Genomic DNA, 19,836 nt, shown 5'->3' with positions numbered 1-19,836 from the left:
TTAAATGTTAACAATCTTATTTTAATAAAGGCATATCACTTTTCAAAAGTCGCATAAATCCTATCCGAAGGATTCGAACTGGTCACTACTATCATATAGGTATTGCCATCGGGCAATTCCTCTAAGGGAAGTATTACATAGGCTGATTGGGATTGAGGAACATACTTTTCTAAAATAACTATTCCCGAACTATCCATAAAAGTGATAACAATATCCCTATCCGGACGGTCATTGGATAAAATTAAAAGATTATCCGCTACTTGACCGCTTATAGGAATACCATCCAAACTACGCTCATAATTTTTCCATTTTCCTTCCCATTCCAAACAAGAAGCTCCCATTTTCCCTATCACGCTCTCCATGCTAAAAAGGAAAATGGAAAAGAATAAAATACTTAACTTTGGTCTCATAATAATTGGTTTTTGAATAAGACAAAATTAAGTATGAAGCCCTAAAATTACAAGAAACTCATATAGACTTCATATAGACAAATGAAGAAAGAGTAAAAAGCGTATTATAATGATAATAAGCCACTTACAATAAAACCCGTTTAAAGCAATCTATACATCATCTTTCAATACCCCCAAATCCATAAATCAAGGCTAATCTTCTTTGGAGGAATACCCAATGCCGTATAGATTTTGTTTTTGATGCGGAACTTTCCCGTAGAGACAGACGATGCGGATATGCCTAATAAGACTGCTATTTCTGAAACCGTGAAACGCAGTTTTATCAGGCAGCAAAGCGTGATTTCATTGTCGCTCAATGCCGGTACATCCGTGTGCAGCCGCCGGCAAAACTCGGCATATATCACATCGGTAAGCTGCCGGAGTTGCTTCAAATCTTCATCTTTCAGGTAAACGGGGCGGCTGTGTAAAGCAGACAAATAGGGATGTTTTTCCACAAGCCAAGCAGACAGATGTTCTTTTTGCTGTTTCACCGCATAAAGTTCCTCCGCAATCCGCTTTATCTCCGTAGAGTCGTACGACGATACGTCCTGATGCTCTATCCGGTTTTTCAGTTTACCGTTTTCCGTCTGCAACCGGCGGTTTTCATCCTGAAGGGTAGATACCAATTTCTGTTGTTCTTCCAACTGTTCCGCCGTATCGCTGCTTTGAGCTATTTCAGCCTCTAACGCAGCAATGTAATTGGTATTGCGCTTAATCAGGGCTTCGTTTTCATGAAGCGACAGAACCAGCTTATTCAGTTCTTCTTCTTTCCGGCGCAAAGCCTTTTGGCGGCGCAAATGAATATAAATAAACAAAGCCACTAAAAACAGGACAAGGATAACAAACAGCATCAACCAATAAACGACTTTCGCCTTTTCCAATTCCAACCGCTGGTTTTCATTAACCAACTTCTGATGCTTGTATTTCTCTTTATAGGCAATAATCTCTTTGCCTTTATCTAACTCAAGCACAGAATCTTGATAAACAAACAGCGAGTCGCCATAAGCGCCCATATATTTCCGGTATGCCGGCTGATGGCTCAAACGGAACAAACATTCATACGTGGCGGTGCGGGTATATAGATTAGCCCCATGTAAGGCTTGCGTCAGGTAATAATGAGCAGAATCGTATCGCTCTAAATTCAGATAGGTTTCTCCCAAACAATAGAAAAACTGAGGACTTTTGTCTTTGGTAATAATGTTTTGCAGCAAAGACAGGGCTTGCCGATGATCACCTCTATTGATATAGATACCGGCTAATTCTCTTTCAATAGCTGTCACACTTGCAGAATCTGAAATCGATGCAAGATCAATCGCCCGATGATAATAAACGATAGCCGTGTCTAAACTGTTTTTCAAACAATAAGCCCTTCCCAAACCTATTAAAGCATCGACTTCATACCTCCTATAAGGAGATTTACGCGAATATTCATAAGCCTTCCTGCCGCTTTCTAACGCATAATCCGCCAAATCACGATACAAATAAACAGTACCGAGCGACGACATGATCAAATACCGAAGCGTATAATCATCTGTCAATGCGGCGTATTTATCGGCTTCCGCATAGTAACGTATCGCTTGCTCGGCACGCCCCAAATCATAATTTACCCCGCCCATATAAAGTGCCGCCATCGCCTTGCGGCGTGCATCGTCCGTATTCCGGTAATAATCGTAGGCGATACGAATAAGCGAGTCGGAAGGGATGGGGAGGAACTGCTTGTAGGCAGCCTGCGTGGTGAGCAGACACCAAAGGGCATGTTGCTCCTCGCCTGCGGGTACAGGCATGGCTTGCAGGATGTGTAACGCGCTGTCCGGATAATCGAACATCACATTTTCTGCCCGCGTCAGTTCCCGTAAGGCAACTTCGCCCTCTTGCTTCGTGCCGCAACCTGCACAAGAGCATACCAGCACGCTAATAATCCCCCATATCAATCGTTTCATGGCTTCCTACTTTGTCTTGTTCATATTTTGGTTATGGATATCCGCCACCTGCCCATGTAAACGCGGATGGATTCGGGCGTATGCGATACGCCCCTACAAGCCATTTGGCGGGATGCGGACATCACCTTGTGGTTTCAGAGCTGTTCCGATTTTCCGGCTTGGCAGGGGCGAAACCGACCTCCATTTTCCTTCAAAAAACGCTATGGGAAGCGTTGCCTAACCCATGCGGATAAGTTATCCGGTTCTATGGGTAGAACAGACCAACGCTATGGGAAGCGTTTTTCATGCCCCGAAACGGAGCCGGAACAATGCTCAAACAAGCTCTAAACGCGAAGTTAAACAATTTTTCGGAAGACAAAAAAAGAGGCTGTCTTTGAGACAGCCCCTTTTTGAAAATTCAAAGCCCTTTTACCACAAAGCCACTTTACCGCCAACGCCCAAATCAAGAGAAGCAGAACCGAATCCCAGAGCCTTGAAAACCTTGCTCATGGTGGGGAGGGTAATAACACATTTACCACTTTCAAGTTTGGAAATCTGAGATTTTTTCACACCGATCTTAGCTCCTAACTCCTCTTGGGTAAGGTGCTGCTTAAGCCGTTCGTCTTTGATAGCCTTTCCAATATAATAAGCCTGAGCTTCCTCTTTTATGCGGGCTTCCATTTCATCCCTTTCAGGAGTACCTACTTTCCCCCAAACCTCATCTACCCAATCATCGGCAGGAGTAAATGTCATCTTTGCCATAACCTTCAGTTTTTATTATTGAAATATTCCTTTCTTATCGCCTCTGCCCTTTCTATCTCTTTTTTAGGCGTTTTTTGCGCTTTCTTCACTATCCCGTGGGTTATCACTACCAATGCTTCTATTTCCGTATCCCAGAAAGCAAAAAGTCGGTAACACACGCCATTGAACAGAGTCCGTAATTCCCATATATCAGAATTTTCCAGTTTTTTAAAAAGTTCTTTATCCATAATTCCGCATTCCAACTTACGGATATTATACGCTATCTTCTGCTGTGCTTTCAGAGGCTGTTGCCTTACAAAATCCTTAGCCTCATCGCTCATTATCAACTTTATGTATTTTTCCATCGCTCCTTGATTGCGAGTACAAAGTTACCGCTTTGTTTCCTTACAAGCAAACTTTTGGCGGCAATTCTGATTTGTTACCCGATAATCCACTTACTACCCGGTACGTACGAAATGATTTTGGCAGTAATGAAACAAGATACGAACGTGGCAAACGCTATACACGGTATCGCGCTTACGGTGGGCAGAGCCAAATCGACCTTAAACACGGTTACCCACAGCCCTAACCAGAAGATGTGCATCAGGTACACACCGTAACTCAGCTTCGACATTTCCGTAACCATTCTGGGAGCTTCCTCTGAGCGGATGCACGTAAACAGCAGGAAGGTTCCGGCGGTTACAATCACGCAGTTGATGGTACACATCGCCCAGCCTATCTCGATAACCGGCGTAGAATGTACGACACCGGGCACGGCTTGCACGTAGAACGAGCCGATGGTCCACAACGCTCCCACAACGGTAAGCGCCGTTCCTACCGCCAAGCGTTTAGAGCGGCCCCACTTCAGGTGTACCCGTATGTAATGCGCCAGCACCACGTAACCCAAATAGCCTGAGAAATACCACAGCGCATGGTATTCGTTCCAGAAACATTCTCCCCACAGTTCCCCAAACCAGCGGTGGAGGTAAGGCATACAGGTAGACAGGGCAAACAGCGCGATAAAGAACAGTTCTTCTTTCGGCGTAGCCTTACGCAGCCACGGCGAGATGACCGGCGTAAACAGGTAAATGCTGATAAGGGGATACATGAACCACAGGTGTCCGGCAAGTGTGGGGAAGTTCAGCAGAATACGCGACAAGTATCTGGCAGAGGTTTCCGCACTTATCTGCCCCCACAGCAAAGGCAGCGTACTGTACAGTATCATAAACACGATAAAAGGCGGCAGGATGCGCTTAAAACGCCGGTGGTAATACTGCCACGGGGTAACATCTTCTTTCATCGGCACAAGCAGATAGGCGGAAACGATGATGAACAGCGGCACAGACATGCGCGACAGTCCGTCGTAAACAGAAACCCACAGGCGGTCGGCTTCGCTGGCAAGATAAGACTGAGGCCCCGCCATATCCGTCGAACCGGCGGCTCCGTAAAAATTCTCACTGGCATGAACTACCATTACAAGGAAACAAGCAAACACTCGCAAGTAATCTAAGAAAACAATACGCTTCATTCTTCTTTTCTGTTTTTCGATTATAAAATGTTGTTTGATGAATATCCGTTTACCGATGTAGGGGCGTATCGCATACGCCCGAAAACATCCGCCCTGCACACTCAGGACGCATACATCAAGTCAAGAAAAACTTTTTGCAGAAACTCAGAGCCTGTTTAAATACAGGCCCTGAATGTTTTTCATGCCGCAAAACTAACAAAGAAGAACAAAGGGAAATAAGAATAACGGTGCAAAAAACAACAAATACGGTTCAGCTTGCCGCTATTGTGCCGTATATTTCTTTCTGAACTCGGTGGGCGAGACACCAAACTGGGTCTGGAAGCATTTGGCAAAATAAGAAGGTGAAGAAAAGCCCACTTGGAAACAGGCTTCACTGCTCGACAAACCTTCTTCCGCCAAAAGCACGGCAGCTTTTTTCAAGCGGATCAGGCGGACGTAATCGTTCGGGGTCATGCCGGCTATGGCTTTCAGCTTGTTGAACAGGCCGGAACGGGATATGCCTGCCTCTTGCGCCAAGATGTCTACAGTAAAATCAGGATCGGTCATCCGTTCTTCCACTATCTTGGCTACCTTTTCCATAAAGGCGGAGTCTAACTTCGAGCACGACATGCCTGCCGGCGAAGCCATCGGTTCCGACTTAAACTCCTTCCTGCTCCGCTCCCTGTTCTTGAACAGGCTGGCTATTTGGGCTTTCAGCACATCGGCAGAGAATGGCTTCTCGATATAAATGTCGGCGCCGCTTTCAAAACCTTCCACGTAATCGTCGGCTGTAGCCTTTGCCGTCAGCATAATTACCGGGATGTGGCTAACCAAAAGGTTTTCTTTTACTTTGCGGCAAAGCTGGATACCGCTCATTACGGGCATCATCACATCGCTGATGATTAAGTCGGGCATGATTTTCGGCAACAGTTCCCATGCCTCTTTGCCGTCAGACGCACACGTCACCCGATAATCAGACAACAACGCCTGCAAATAATTCCTCATATCCTGATTATCATCTACCACCAGAATGTGATACCGCCCGGTATCTGCCGCACCGCTGGAAGCAGACGGGCCACTCACTTGGGGCAATGCCTCATCGGGTTTCACTTCCGGCGATTCCGCCATGTCAAAGCGAATAACAAACGTGGTTCCCTTGCCCGGCTCACTCTCTAAGGTCAGTTCACCTTTCATCATATCTACCAGCTTCTTTACCAAAGAAAGACCGATGCCCGTACCCACGTAATCACTTTTGCGGTTTTCGGCTACTTGATAAAACGGCATGAATATTTTCTCACGGTCTTTTGCCGGAATACCTTGTCCGTCGTCTTTCACGCAAAGCTCTACACGCCTTTCCGGGGTAATCGCCAAGTCAATCCAGATGTGAGAGCCGGTAAACTTCAAGGCATTCGATAACAAATTGCTTACTATTTTGGTAAAAGCCTCCTGATCTACCTTCACGTAACAAGCCTCGTCGGGCATGGTAGTAAGCAGTTCGATCTGTTTTACTTCTGCCGAAAGCTGGAACCGCTGATAAACATTGGCAAGCAATGTCCTGATATCGACTACCGTAAACGCCAAATCCATGCGCCCGGACTCTATCTTCCGGAAATCCATCAGCTGATTGACCAGCGTAAGCAGCCGCTTTCCGTTCCGCTCTATGACTTGCAGTTTCGGCAGTGCGTCTTTTATCGAGCCATCCATCTGCATCACATTTTCAAGCGGAGCCAATATAAGCGTCAGCGGTGTACGGATTTCGTGCATGATATGGGTGAAGAATTCTATCTTGCTTTGGTAAATTTCCTTATCTTTCTCTACGGTCAGTATCGCAATCCGGTTACGATGCTTCCGGTTTATCCGATAAAACACATACACCAGACTACCGATGAAAATCAGAATATAAGAGAAAATCATAGGCATAGACCGCCACCACGGAGGAAGCACCTGAATAGGCAATGCTATCGCATCCTGATTCCACACTCCATCGGAATTCGACGCACTAACCCGAAATACATAATTCCCCGCAGGCAGATTGGTATAAGTTACGCGAGGAGGCAGGTCGGTTTCTGTCCATTCTTTTTCAAATCCCTCCAATTTATACCGATACAGGTTTTTAGACGGATTGGTATAACTTAACGTTACGGCAGTAAAACTGAACATGGAGTGTTCATGGCGCAGGGTCAGACGGTCGGAATAGGTAATCGACGCAGCCAGCGGAGAATGTTCGCTGCCAATCTTAACCGGCTGGTTAAACAACTGGAAATCGGTAAGAATAACGGTTGGAACCTGAATATTATTCCGGATTTTATCGGGATGAAACTCATTGAAACCATTAATGCCTCCTACCATAATCGTACCGTCGGACAGTTGGATTCCTGAATTGGGCAGAAACAGGTTCTCCTGCAAGCCATCGTATTTGTTATACGATTTCGTTTCTCCCGTTGCAGCATCATAACAATACAGTCCGTTGTTAGTGGTAAGCCATAAGTGCCCCTTATCGGCAATGATTTTATGAATAACCCGAATGTAAGAAGGTAAATCTATTTTTACAAAGTTTCCGTTCTTATAATCGTATTTCATCAATCCGTTTCCGTAAGTGCCAAACCACAGGCCACCTCTGTCATCTTTACATACCGTAACAATCTGGTCAGTGGCAATCCGGGATTCTTTGTCTGAAAAACGATGAAAATGTTCCCATTTCTCTGCTTTATAATTGAAGCGGAAGATGCCGTTATTCAGCGAGCATACCCATAAATAATCATCCGCGTCCTCTAAGATACACGAAACATCTGCCGACTTAACTTCATAGATACGTTCAAACTTATCGTTCTGCACGTCGTATCTATTCAAGCCCAATGTAGTACCTACCCAAATTTGATTCCGTTTATCTTTATAAAGCGCATATACTTCCGAAGAATAAAGAGAATACGGCGAAGAGGTAGCCTTGTAATTCTTAAATGTTCCGGTTTTCAAATCGAGAATGTCTAACCCGCCCATATACATCCCCACATACAGTTTATCCCCGTCTTGCATCAGCGCATGAATGTTATGATAAGAAGGTACAGACTTACCCGATGCCGAATAATACGATTTAAACGTATTATCCTGCCTGTTCCAGTAGAAAAATCCGGCATCGTCTGTTCCTATCCATAAATTGTCATTATCTGCCTTCGCAAACACGCTCACGATGCGTGCGTTCAACTGCGAGTTTTTCCGGTTATAATGTTTGTAATTGTCTCCGGTGGCAGAAACGTAATTCACGCCTCCAAAATAGGTTCCTATCCACAACGAACCTTCACGGTCGAAGAACAGTTCATGCAAATAATTGTCATTCAATCCGTCGGGATGCCTGCTATCAACCTTGAGCGAGGTTACTGTCCCAGTATTCGTATCATATTCGGTTAATCCTTCATCGGAAGCAAACAGCAGGACTCCTATACCTTTCTCAACGATTTTACGGACCTGAAGCGGACGGTTGACCCCAAAGGGCTTTACGGCAGACACTAATTGCTTCTTCGATTTATCCAAACGGAAAAGCCCCTCTGTATTGCTGCCCGCCCACAGATTATTCCGCGAATCTTCGAATATCACCCGTATGCTTTTCACCGTATTGGAAGCAATAGGCTGAAACACATCTTTAGAAGGGATGTACCTCCCGATGCCTGCATCTTGTGTGGCGAGCCATATCGTACCGGAGCTGTCTTCCGTAACCGAATAAACGAAATCGGAGATTGACTTGCCGGGCGACACGTACTGATACAATTTCCCCTGCCGCACGTCGAAACGGAAAACGCCTTGTCCGAATGTCGATATCCACAGGTTTCCCTTGCTGTCTTTCGTTACTTGCCTCACGGGGGTGCGAATGCCTTCGCCTGCTTCGGTACGGACATCGAATTCCGAGAAACTTTCCATACAAAGATTAAATACAGACAAACCTTCATCGCTGCCTACATAAAGCTGTTGTTCGTGCTCAAACACGGTATAGATACAAGGCCCTAACGTTTTTACCTGCGAATCTCTCCATACCTGTATCTGATTGCCATCGAAACTGTGCAGTCCGTCAATCGTTCCGAACCACATTCTGCCTTTCGAATCTTGCATAATGCAATAAACCGCATTGACCGACAGACCTTCACTTATCGTATAATATCTGAAATTATTGGCATGACCGTGCAATGACAGCAGACAAAGATTAAACAGGACGAAATATAATATATGAGTAATTCTTAGCATCGTGACGTATGATTAACAACTCTCTCTTTACAAAAATACGAAAAATAGCGCAATCTTGCATCTTTATTGACAAGATTTTAAATTCAAGTCTTCGCGGTTGAATATTTATCAGTCAGTTATTTGGCAGAAGAATCACGTCGTACGATATAGAAATCCAGCTTGCATGTACAAATAATCCCCGCTCTTACAGAAGGAGAAACTCTTCCGCTGTAAGAAACGGGGAATACAACAGATAAAGTAATTTTATTTCACACGGATAGCAAAACCACCTCCCGGAGCCAAATGTATTTTCAGGCGAGTATTTCCATTAAGTTCAACGGGTACACACCGATAATCTTTACCTGTGCGATGTGCGTTAACTCCGTCTTTATATAAAACTCCTTCATAATTCTTGTTGCCTAAGAAAGAGCAGTCTATCTCAATGTCGCGTGCCTGCCAGTCGGTAAGTCCGCCGATATACCAAACATCTCCTTTACGGCGTGCAGTCACGATGTAATCGCCCATCCGTCCGTCGAGTACACGGGTTTCGTCCCACACGGTAGGAATATCCATGATAAACTGCGCACATTCAGCTTCGCGTGCGTAGTTTTGCGGCGTATCACACAGCATGTTCAGCGGCGATTCCAGCACCACGTACAATGCCAACTGACGGCAGCGTGTTCCCTGACTCATCGGTTCGGAGTTACACGGATAGAAACTTTCTTTCACTGCATTGCGCATTGCTCCTTGCGTATAGTCCATCGGGCCTGCCACCTGACGAATATAAGGCAGGGTTACATCGTATTCTACTTGGTCGACTTCCGCCGTACTCCACTTCATGTTTTCAAGTCCGTGGACGCCCTCGAAATTCAAGATATTCGGATAAGTACGGTTCAGTCCCGAAGGTTTGTACATGCCGTGCAGGTCGAGCAGCAGTTTGTACTTCGCACACATCGCAGCCGCACGGTAGTTAAAGTCTACCATCTCTTGGTCATCGCGGTCCATAAAGTCTACCTTGAAGCCTTTCACCCCCATCTCGGCATAATGGCGGCAAATGTTCTCCATATCGCGTTCGAAAGCATAATAACCGGCCCACAAGATGATACCCACTCCCTTAGCGGAAGCATAATCAACCAACTCCTTCAGGTCGATATCCTTTACCACCTGCATCAAGTCTGCCTTCAGGTTTACTGCCCATCCTTCATCAAGAATTACATACTCCAAACCGTTTTGTGCAGCAAAATCAATATATGCCTTATAGGTATCGTTATTTACGCCTGTCACAAAGTCCACTCCGTCTAAGTTCCAGTCGCTCCACCATTCCCATGCCACCTTTCCGGGTTTCACCCATGAAATATCGTCAATGCGCGACGGAGAAGCCAGCAAATAAGTCATATCACATTCAGCCAACGCTTTGTCCTCGGCAGCCACAATCGCCATGCGCCACGGGAAAGAACGGCTGCCATCTACCTTTGCGATGAAAGCCTCACGCTCTTTTACCAGCATCTGCAACATGTTGTGTCCGCCCTGTATGCTCTTCTTCGGATACGGAGCATGAACCCCCGTCAGCTTGTTTCCACCCTCGGAAGCCGACAGATACAGTCCCGGAAAACTTTCCAAATCAGACTCGGTGATACATACCTTTATCCCGTCTTCCGTCTCTACCACCAGCGGCAGGAACATCAGGCGTTTTTTATCCAGTTTCGAGAGTTTGTCGGTAACATACGTATTTTCAAATGCACTGTAAAACTGTGCTTCGAGCGTACCGTCTTTTGCCCGCGGAACTACGTAAGGAACCGTGGCTTTTACATCGGAAGGGAAACAATAACTTACTTCTTCATCCAATATGTTGAACGGCTTCGTTACACGGCTTACGAAACGGTAGGCAATGCCATCGTTGTAGGCACGGAACTCTACGTTCCATCCCTTCTTGAATTTCAAGGTCAATCCGTTGTAATGGTCGCGTACCTGCGCGCGGCGGTAAAGAGGCGAAGCTATCACTTCATCCACACTCTTGCGCGAAGTACCCGACAAGCGGGGACTTTCGCCCCACGTCGTGCCGTCGTCTAATGTCATACCCAACGGAGAATCAGCCAACACCTGCTTCCCGTTGCAGCGGATATCGTAAGTAAGCCGTTCGCCTATCTTAACAGTAGTGACCAGTCGTCCGTCGGGCGACTTCAGTTCAAACGTTTTCTGCGCATACGCGCCAAACGTTACCAAACAAAATAAAAATAGAACTATTTTCTTCATGTCTGTAATCAATTAAGAGAAATAACCTTAGCCGTAAGCGTGCTTCCTTCAGGCAGTTCTACAGAAGCCGTGGCAATCGTATTGCCATTGTTGTCTTGCGTCTGTACGGTAGAATAAGTTTTCCCGTCTACCTCAACCTGCGGACAGTTGCCTACAAACGAAACCTCCCAAGTCAAATCCTTGCCGGTATTGTTTACTATTTCAGTAGCCGAACGTCCCGTATGTTTCACCGTAACATAGCCATCCATTACAGGAACATTTGCTATCTGTGCTTCATTTACTCCCTCCGGTAAGCGCGAACAAGTAGCAATCGTATTCCGGCTGGCAGAAGGAACCACACCCATCATGCCGCTAACCATCCCTTCGACAATACCATACGATACTTCCGGATATTCGGAACGGTCCATCTGAGGCAAAGTAACCATGTAATCGTAAGCCTCTTTATAATATCCTAACCGATACAACAGAACCGGGAAAGCCGACAAGTTTTCTACGTTCCACTCCCTGCTCAGAATATCTTTTACGGAAGCACGGATGCGGTCGGGATTCTCTGTAGCCCCAAACCATAAGATGAAAGGAACTCCCTCACCCCGATAAAATTTGCGGTCTTCCGTCCAGAAAGTCTGATAATACGAACTGTCTTCGCTCCACCACTGGTTTTCCATGATGTCGCGATACTGAAGCGCACGCAACATATCCTGCTGTGCCTGTTCTTCATTGCCGCACAATGCAGCAATCCGGGCATGGGCATTATATCCGGCATACAGAGATGCCAGCAAATCGACCCCCATCGTCAATCCTCTGAAATTCTCGACATACGAAGCCAGTCCCCTGCAAGTATGGAAATTGTTATTCACATCAAAGTTGTCCGGCTGGTTCATATAGCGCGGGCGAGCCATTACATTCTCAGGCTCCAGCTTCCAGCGAGTGATGTATTCATTCAATGACTTGTCGTAAAAATTGGTGAAACAAGAATCGGTAAGATAATCCTTATCGCCCGTCCATTCGTACATTTTCAGGCAAGCCTGCATTACGTCGAAGTTGGCATTCAGGTTATACCAAAATTCGCTGTCGTTCAGGTAATCGGCGGGAGCGGGTTTGTTATAACGGTTTATCTCCCAGTACGTACACCAATCTTTGCTCTCGCTGATGTTTTCCGCAAAGCGGGTAAACATATTTTTGTTATGCTGCCCAAGTCCCAATATCTGGGCTCCGACCGACTGATGAGACACGTCTCTCATGCAAAACGCCTCACGCTGCGGCAAAGCCGCTTCATACCAATAGCCTACCGAATCCGTTCCGTCGTGAGCATACGACAATGCCGTCTTTTTCGCCCACATATACACATTTTCCAAATCCTTGTCGGACGATGTAAATACAGAAATCTGCTCCGGAGTAAGTTGTCCGTCATTCTCCTTTTGAGAAGTGCCACACCCCATCAGGCATAAAACCGACAAACCAATAAGTAAAGTGTGTTTCATAAAATCACATTAATTTGATGTTAATAGAATTTCCGTCTTTCACTGTATAAGTTTTCTTTTTCCCTTTCTGCCAAACAGACACTTGCAACTTTCCATTAGCCAAGCGATTGACTTCCATGTCGAATGTAGTTCCGAAAGCACAAATGTTGCGAAGCCTCATCTCATTCCATGCCTGCGGAAGCCGGGGAGTGGCGATAAATTCCTTAAATCCGACCGGACGAATGCCAAACATGCCTTCGGTGATGATGCGCCCGTATAAGCCGCTTTCTGCCGACAAGTGACGCTGTCCGCCTTCCGGCCATGCTTCGATGGCATAAGGCACGTGTTCACCCAACAGACGGGTTGCCGAATAACGGTGCAGGTAATCGGTAGCCTTTTCGGTTTCGCCTGCCGCATAGACGCCACGCAGAGCATAAAGTGTAGAACGGTCCCAGAAAGTTTGGTCGCCTGCTTGGGTCAGCAGCCCGTTTTCCGTCCACAAGCGGGGTGAGAACAGAGCATCGATGGTTCCTTGCGCACGTTCGTTGATACCCACCGTGAGCGGGATGCAAATCCATGAACGGAGAATGTCATTACCCTTATAATAAGCGTAGGTATCAAATCCTTCAACTTTGGCTCCGAAGTATTTTTCGATGTTTTTACGCAGTTCGGCTGCTTGGCTGCGGTATGTATTGGCAATCTTACTACCCTTGTTCAATTCTTTTGCAAGGTAAGAAGCCGAAATCAACGCATCGTAATAGAGTGACGACGTACAGAGGTTCGCATCGCCCGACGGGAAACGGTTCTCCAGCTCGTCGGTATCCGATGTCACCACGCCCTCGGCATTCAGTTTGCGCTTGCAGTATTCCAGACACCACGTAATGAGTTGCCACAATTCTTCCGCCACCTCACGGTTTCCGTAAGCCAACGCATAACGCGATGCTCCGTACGCTATCATTGCCGCATCCCCGCGGTCGCCTACTCCGTTCCAGATGTCCAGCCCTTCGGCCACTATCGAACTGGGAATGGGTTTCCATTCGTCGTTCATAAAGCGTGCGAAATGACGGAACGAGTTCAGTGCGGAAGCATTGCCGTATTCATACCCGGTGAAAGGGAAATAAGCATTGATATACTCTGCTTGGTCGTTTGCCCAAATAGCCGCGTAATACGATTCTCCGCCGGGGCCGTGCATGGGCCCGCCCTGTGTTTCGTAGATACTTTCGCAAGCACGGATTTTAGAAAAAGCAAACATGCGGTTGATAACAGAATCGGGAGTTTCTAACACCAGTTTATCCATCCATCCGTTTACCAAATCCATGCGTTTCGCCTTCTCAGCCTCAGCATCAATCTTTACCGGACTTTCATTCTGCCGATGTGCAGAAACAGAAGCAGTAAAGCGCAGGGTATCGCCGGGCTGCAAGGTGAAAAATCCGTTGCGGTCAAGTTTTCCTTCGATGGTATACGAGCCTGTCACCCCTTTGGCAGGGTCTGTATGAGCCACAAAACCGTCTTCCGGTATTTCAATGGAAAGGTTGTCCTTACCCGTATTCACCACCTGATACAGTTCCACCAAAGCAGGAAGTTCTGCCGAAGGCAGATATTCGCGGGTCAGCTCCCACTGTCCGTAATAACCCTGATCGAACGTACTCTTTACCGTAAGCATTCCTTTCAGCGTAATATCTTTTACTTTCTCGTTGGTAAAGCTGCGTCCGTTTACCGTGATGCCGCTCAGCGGATTCCAATCGTAACGACGCATCAGGCTGGCATGGGTATTGTTGGGGATAGTTCGCAGCAGAGGCCATACCATGCTTTTATTCAGTGTGAATCCTCCGTTGCAATCCACTCCGTATCGCAATACCACCGATACTTGTTTGCCGCTCATTTCAATATGGTCTTCGTGAGGAATCTGCCCGTCAACTGTCCACACGATTTTATTATCCGGTGCAATATGCCAACGTGGAGATTCATCAGCCGCCCCGTTTAAGGCAAGCAATGAACATCCGGCTACAGCCAGTGTTTTAAACACATTCATAACATTCTAATTTTTATTCAGTTACTATTCTATGATTTATCTCGAACAACAGGTTTGTCCAAACGTTATCAGGCTTTGTCAGCGGCTTGAAAAACGCTATGGGAAGAACCGATCAACACTATGGGTAGAACCGGTCAACGCTACCGCATAAGATGAGTAACACTAACGGTAGTGTTTTCCGATGGGTAAAAATAAAAAATATGCCCGTATTTTTTTCAAAACGCGGGCACATTTATTTATAAACGCGGCAGCGTTTATTGCTACTATAACCTAACCCTACACATCTATCGGTTCATGTTGTTCTGATTCTGTACGATTACAAGTCAGAGTAACCCGGATTTTGTTCCAACGCACTGTTCTTGCGACGCTCATAGTTCGGTATCGGGACAAGATAGTGGTTCGGAGCTATAAAGCTACGTACTTTTCCTAACTCTATTATCTTATAGTTCTTTACACCATTCAATTTCTTCAAGATTCGGATGCCGTGGAATTGCCCGACTTGATTTTCTTCAGCATTTTTCCAGCGACGTACATCGAAGAAACGATGTTCCTCAAAGGCTAATTCAACCTTACGTTCTTGCTGAATAGCCTCGAACAGTTCGTCACCGCTCGCTGTAATATCCGGAAGCATATCGGGGATATCTTGTTCCAAATACTGTACACCGTAGTTACGTGCTCTTTGACGTATCAAGTTCAGGTATTTACGAGCCGTTTCTTCATCTCCGGCAAAATAAGATGCTTCGGCATAATTCAAGTAAATTTCACCCAAACGGCAATAGATCCACGGCTGACTTCCTTTATCTGTCCAAGCCACACGCAAGGTTTCATCCATAAACTTACGAATGGTATAGTGAGACTTAGAATAGTTCCAGTTTTGATTTCCGAATTCACTATCTATACCACCTGATACAACTTCAATCTTATGAGTTTTCTCATTTTCGGTTTCCTGCACATAGAAAGCAACTTCACGTCCTCTGAACTCTTGTCCGTCGCATAAGACAGATGCATAGAAACGCGGGTCACGGTTTTGCCACGGATTAACATCCGTTGAATCGCCTGTGGTATACCATGTCCTGTCAGGGAATGTTCTTCCCGGCAATTCATAGCTGTCAACCATTTCTTGAGTAATGCAAGTACCGGAATAGCCACCGTACCCGTTAGGTGAGTTATCCCAATCAAAATAATGTCCGTGCTCTTGGTCATACAAGCGTTCGAAAATGATTTCCTGACTTTCAGGATTCAAGAACATACCTCCATAATCGGGATCCAAATCCATACCATTGGCTAAACACAAGTCGATAACCTCTTTGGCTGCATCAGCTGCCTCTTGATAGGTTCTACCGCTTTCCGAAGCCCATAACGGACTGGCTGCATACAGCAACATACGGCTCTTCATCGCCTTTGCCGCAATACTTGTTGCTCGTCCAAAGTCAGCGTCATCACTATATTGTTCAGGCAAATAGTTTGCAGCGCGGTCAAACCATGTAATAATGGAGTCTACGCATTCCTTATAGCTTGCACGTTTCACATCCATCATCTCGTCGGTATCTTCAAGATTATAAGACTTCGTTATAATAGGCACACCGCCGTAACGGTTTACCAATGACATGTAATAGAAAGCGCGGAAAAAGGTTTCTTCGCCTATCAGGTAGCTTCTTTCCGGTTCGTCTACCTGATTTACATAGTCCATGTTTTCGAAGAAGATGTTACAGTTCTTGATGTTCTCATAATACGCACTCCAGATATCCAAGTTACCCAACTGGTCGGGAGTTACGCTTCCTTCAAGTACCGTGTACGAAGATTGCCAGTTAAAGTTATTATACGTTTCATCACATGAGAAGCGCAAAGCGCTCTGATCCCAACCGGTTTGAGGCAGGTTATAATTACGGTGTACGTATGACTGTAACAGGCTTACATCAGTAAACACATCTTCTTTTGTATAAGTGTCTAAAGGCTCAACATCCAAGATGTCGCACGCTCCTACAGAAGCTATCAATGCCCCAAGACCAATCGTTTTAAATATTTTTGTTTTCATATACGTATTCTTTTAAAGGTTAGAAAGTGACATTAACGCCAAACGAATAAGTTTTTGCCATCGGATATGCCTGATTAAAGCCGGTAGCTTTTGAGTCCGGGTCTTGTATCTTAATCTTATCAAACGTCAGCAAGTTTGTACCCGTCAATGACAGGCGGATGTTCTGCATCTTCAAGCGTTCTACGATTCGTTGCGGCAAATTATAGGCTATTTCCACATTCTTCAAACGGATGAACGAAGCATCATACAGCCAGAAATCGCTCCATTTCGTATTGATTTGGTCGTCTTTATTGAAAGCTCTCGGATATTTGGAGTTCGGAGTTTCTTCGGCAGAAATCCAACGGTTTTCATAGAAATCCTTATCCAAGTTATAAGAGTAAGGCACAATCATCTGGCTGGCTCTCCCTTGTCCTGTCCACAACATGCTTACTTCCAATCCTTTCCATTCGATACCGTAGTTGATGCCGTACACGATTTCAGGAACGTTGCTGGTATTGCTGCGGATTCGGTCGTTATCCGTTATTTCTCCGTTACCGTCTACATCTACGTATTTGATGTCACCCGGCTGAGTTCCTGACAAATGCGGAGTGCTGTTAATCTCATCCCAAGTCTGGTAAATACCGTCGGTTTTATACATCAACCACGTATCCATCGGGCCTCCCGTTTCACGTTGCCAGTCGGGAATGTTGGCAGCTTCATCGAAATATACAATCTTGTTTCTTGCGAAGGTAAAGTTACCGCTTACATAATAATTTACGTTTCCTATCTTATTACGGTGACTCAACATAAATTCGATACCTTGATTATTGACCTCACCCAAGTTTTCATCGGGAAGCGTATTTCCCAATCCGGTGTAGTAAGGGATAGAAGCCTGACGCGGAGCAAGGATATCGGTACGCTTCTGGAAGAAATATTCAACAGTAAATCCTAACATGCCATCCCAGAAAGTTCCGTCGACACCGATGTTCTTCGAGTCTACTTTCTCCCATGTAATATACGGATTGGCAAGCACGCCCGGGTAAATGGCTTTGCCCAATGCCGGAGTTCTGCCTAAAATGGCACCGTTCTCCATCACATACGGACTTACGTATTGGAAAGCGTCTACGTTATCGTTACCTAACTTACCCCAAGAAAGTCTCAACTTCAGGTCGTTGATGAAAGGAGCTTTCTCGCGGATGAACTTTTCTTCGCTGATACGCCAACCGGCAGACAAACCGGGGAATGTACCCCAACGATGACCGGGAGCAAAGTTCATTGAACCGTCTCGACGGATAGAGAACTCAAACATATAGCGGTCTTTAAACGTATAGTTCAAACGTCCGAAGAAGTTCTGGCGCACTGAAATATAGCCGCTACCGGAGTTGGTCTTTTCACGGTCTCCACCAAAGTTTAGGTAATCCAGCTTACTGTTTAAGAAATAGTTACGTTCTGCCGCAAATACTTCACCATCGTACTTGTTTTGTTCGTAAGCCACGAATGCGCTTACATGGTGATCGCCAAATACGCGGTCGTAAGCCAACTTCAGGTGCAGCGTACGAGACAAGTTGTTCTCATGCGACTGGTCCAACTTAATCGTACCTCCTTCGGGGTTAGTGGTTTGCTTATCATAATTACCCGTCAGTGTATTATAAGTATAGGTATCCCATACATCCCACATCTGCTTTTCATTGCGGAAATGGAAGTTGAACGCTCCGTAACCCGACAAAGAAAGTCCTTCGGTAATCCACGGCATGTTCAGTTCGAAAGCAAACTTCGAGTTTATAAAGTAATCGTCTACTCTATCGTATCCCGTATCTTTTCCGGAAGCAAGGATAGCAATGTTATTTCCGTTATTGATACCCGGTCCCGGCAATCCGTTCGGATAATAATCGTACATGTGAGGGGGAACTTGCATCGCTTCCCAGAAGATGGTAGACGTAGGATAGATAGACTGGTTACGACGCTCTTTACGTCCGTCGAGGTTTACACTGATTTTCAAATCTTTTGTTACCTGAGCATCAATATTCGAACGTACCTGATAGGTATTATAGTTGAATACCGTATTCTCATACATCGGTTCCTGATAAGAATAGTCGCCTGAAACGTAATATTTTACCTTATCCGTGCCTCCGTTGATAGACAGAGAGTGACGGGTTTGGGGAGCTACGCCACGGAACAATACGTCCATCCAGTCGGTATCGCCATACTGGTTGCGGTCAATCGTTCCGTCCAAATAACCGTTTTTCACGCTTTCCCAAAGAGGAGTCTGATTGTTATACCGCTTGATTTCATCATCGTAAACCATGTACTCATAGGCATTCATCAAGTCGGGTGTACGGGTGTTTTGAGCCAGCGTTACCGAACCGTTATAGTTTACGACCGGTTTGCCGTTGGCAGACGAACCGCGCTTGGTAGTAACCAAGATAACACCGTTGGCAGCCTGCGCACCATAGATAGCGGCAGAAGCATCTTTCAATACGTTGATAGACTCAATATCGTTCGGATTCAAACGCTCCAAGTTACTGATGCCGTTACGGTCTGCCACACCATCGATTACAACCAGCGGACTATTGCTATTCAATGAACCTTTACCACGGATATAAATATCAGACCAGTCATTGCCCGGTTCACCGGAATTCGAGGTAGTAATTACACCCGGAATCTTACCGGCAAACATATTGGTAACGTTCGGTGTACCGGTGGCTTTCAGTTCGCTTCCTTTTACCGTAGCCACAGACCCGGTTACGGTTGCTTTCTTCTGTACGCCATAACCTACCACCACTACTTCCTCCAACGCTTGCGTATCTTCACCAAGCTCTATGTGTTGGGGCTGAGCCGTAGCCTTGATTTCCAAACTCTGATATCCGATATAAGATATTTCCAAAATAGAACCTACGGGAGCTTGTAACATATAGTTACCGTCGATGTCGGTAATCACTCCGTTGGTAGTACCTTTTACAACCACATTAGCACCGATGATAGGTTCGCCCGTCTTCTGATCTACAACTGTTCCTTTCAGCGTAACATCCTGCTGAACGATAGGAGCAGCATCCGTTGCTTCATGGGCGGTAGCGGGACTTGCAAACGTCGGCAAAATTCCCCATGCAAGCATACCCGCTATCAAGAGATGCTTGCTACTTGAACTTGATTGAAATGTTTTCATTAGATAAGTAATTAGATTTAGTAAGTATGTGTTCACACGATTAGATAATTAATCAATGGGCTTTACGGGAGTTTGGATAACTCCCG

The 19,836-nt window shown here is 45.7% G+C and carries 11 protein-coding genes; all 11 read right to left on the bottom strand.

The window, feature by feature from the left end; translation table 11 throughout:
• Window positions 1–35 precede the first annotated feature (35 nt).
• The 11 genes from H9626_RS11440 to H9626_RS11390 all read right to left on the bottom strand — a co-directional run bounded on the left by H9626_RS11440 (window position 36) and on the right by H9626_RS11390 (window position 19,750).
• A complete protein-coding gene (locus tag H9626_RS11440; RefSeq protein WP_191710542.1) occupies window positions 36–410 on the bottom strand; it encodes a DUF3244 domain-containing protein in 375 nt (124 codons plus the stop codon).
• Between the two features lie 164 nt (window positions 411–574).
• Complete coding sequence (locus H9626_RS11435; protein ID WP_191710541.1) at window positions 575–2,389, bottom strand: hypothetical protein; 1,815 nt, start codon at window positions 2,387–2,389, stop codon at window positions 575–577.
• A 408-nt stretch (window positions 2,390–2,797) separates the two neighbouring features.
• Window positions 2,798–3,130 (bottom strand): helix-turn-helix domain-containing protein, encoded by a 333-nt coding sequence (locus tag H9626_RS11430; protein WP_191710540.1) that lies wholly within the window; start codon window positions 3,128–3,130, stop codon window positions 2,798–2,800.
• Window positions 3,131–3,135: 5 nt separating this feature from the next.
• Entirely contained in the window at window positions 3,136–3,474 is a 339-nt protein-coding gene (locus H9626_RS11425) for a type II toxin-antitoxin system RelE/ParE family toxin (protein ID WP_191710539.1), read from the bottom strand.
• A gap of 74 nt (window positions 3,475–3,548) precedes the next feature.
• Complete coding sequence (locus H9626_RS11420) at window positions 3,549–4,637, bottom strand: acyltransferase (RefSeq protein WP_191710538.1); 1,089 nt, start codon at window positions 4,635–4,637, stop codon at window positions 3,549–3,551.
• 261 nt (window positions 4,638–4,898) lie between these two features.
• Window positions 4,899–8,849 (bottom strand): hybrid sensor histidine kinase/response regulator transcription factor, encoded by a 3,951-nt coding sequence (locus H9626_RS11415; RefSeq protein ID WP_191710537.1) that lies wholly within the window; start codon window positions 8,847–8,849, stop codon window positions 4,899–4,901.
• Between the two features lie 243 nt (window positions 8,850–9,092).
• Window positions 9,093–11,081, bottom strand: a complete 1,989-nt coding sequence (locus tag H9626_RS11410) for a retaining alpha-galactosidase (RefSeq protein ID WP_191710536.1) — start codon at window positions 11,079–11,081, stop codon at window positions 9,093–9,095.
• Window positions 11,082–11,089: 8 nt separating this feature from the next.
• Window positions 11,090–12,562, bottom strand: coding sequence for a hypothetical protein (locus H9626_RS11405; RefSeq protein WP_178257087.1), 1,473 nt, complete (start codon window positions 12,560–12,562; stop codon window positions 11,090–11,092).
• Window positions 12,563–12,566: 4 nt separating this feature from the next.
• Window positions 12,567–14,573 carry a glucosidase family protein gene (locus H9626_RS11400; RefSeq protein WP_191710535.1) on the bottom strand — a complete coding sequence of 669 codons (2,007 nt, stop codon included), beginning with the start codon at window positions 14,571–14,573 and terminating at the stop codon, window positions 12,567–12,569.
• Window positions 14,574–14,889: 316 nt separating this feature from the next.
• Entirely contained in the window at window positions 14,890–16,608 is a 1,719-nt protein-coding gene (locus tag H9626_RS11395) for a RagB/SusD family nutrient uptake outer membrane protein (RefSeq protein WP_191710534.1), read from the bottom strand.
• Between the two features lie 19 nt (window positions 16,609–16,627).
• Complete coding sequence (locus tag H9626_RS11390) at window positions 16,628–19,750, bottom strand: SusC/RagA family TonB-linked outer membrane protein (RefSeq protein ID WP_178257084.1); 3,123 nt, start codon at window positions 19,748–19,750, stop codon at window positions 16,628–16,630.
• Between the last annotated feature and the right edge of the window lie 86 nt (window positions 19,751–19,836).

This window comes from Phocaeicola faecium (assembly GCF_014837055.1).
Classification (GTDB): Bacteria; Bacteroidota; Bacteroidia; order Bacteroidales; family Bacteroidaceae; genus Phocaeicola; species Phocaeicola gallinarum.
The sequence above is the reverse complement of the archived record's forward strand: the minus strand, read 5'-3'. Positions and strand labels throughout refer to the sequence as shown.

Bases quoted from the DNA above. Each gene is read 5' to 3' on its own strand.
- H9626_RS11430 (WP_191710540.1), bottom strand. From the start codon at position 3,130: ATGGCAAAGATGACATTTACTCCTGCCGATGATTGGGTAGATGAGGTT.
- H9626_RS11435 (WP_191710541.1), bottom strand. From the start codon at position 2,389: ATGAAACGATTGATATGGGGGATTATTAGCGTGCTGGTATGCTCTTGT.
- H9626_RS11415 (WP_191710537.1), bottom strand. From the start codon at position 8,849: ATGCTAAGAATTACTCATATATTATATTTCGTCCTGTTTAATCTTTGT.
- H9626_RS11425 (WP_191710539.1), bottom strand. From the start codon at position 3,474: ATGGAAAAATACATAAAGTTGATAATGAGCGATGAGGCTAAGGATTTT.
- H9626_RS11400 (WP_191710535.1), bottom strand. From the start codon at position 14,573: ATGAATGTGTTTAAAACACTGGCTGTAGCCGGATGTTCATTGCTTGCC.
- H9626_RS11395 (WP_191710534.1), bottom strand. From the start codon at position 16,608: ATGAAAACAAAAATATTTAAAACGATTGGTCTTGGGGCATTGATAGCT.
- H9626_RS11420 (WP_191710538.1), bottom strand. From the start codon at position 4,637: ATGAAGCGTATTGTTTTCTTAGATTACTTGCGAGTGTTTGCTTGTTTC.
- H9626_RS11410 (WP_191710536.1), bottom strand. From the start codon at position 11,081: ATGAAGAAAATAGTTCTATTTTTATTTTGTTTGGTAACGTTTGGCGCG.
- H9626_RS11390 (WP_178257084.1), bottom strand. From the start codon at position 19,750: ATGAAAACATTTCAATCAAGTTCAAGTAGCAAGCATCTCTTGATAGCG.
- H9626_RS11440 (WP_191710542.1), bottom strand. From the start codon at position 410: ATGAGACCAAAGTTAAGTATTTTATTCTTTTCCATTTTCCTTTTTAGC.
- H9626_RS11405 (WP_178257087.1), bottom strand. From the start codon at position 12,562: ATGAAACACACTTTACTTATTGGTTTGTCGGTTTTATGCCTGATGGGG.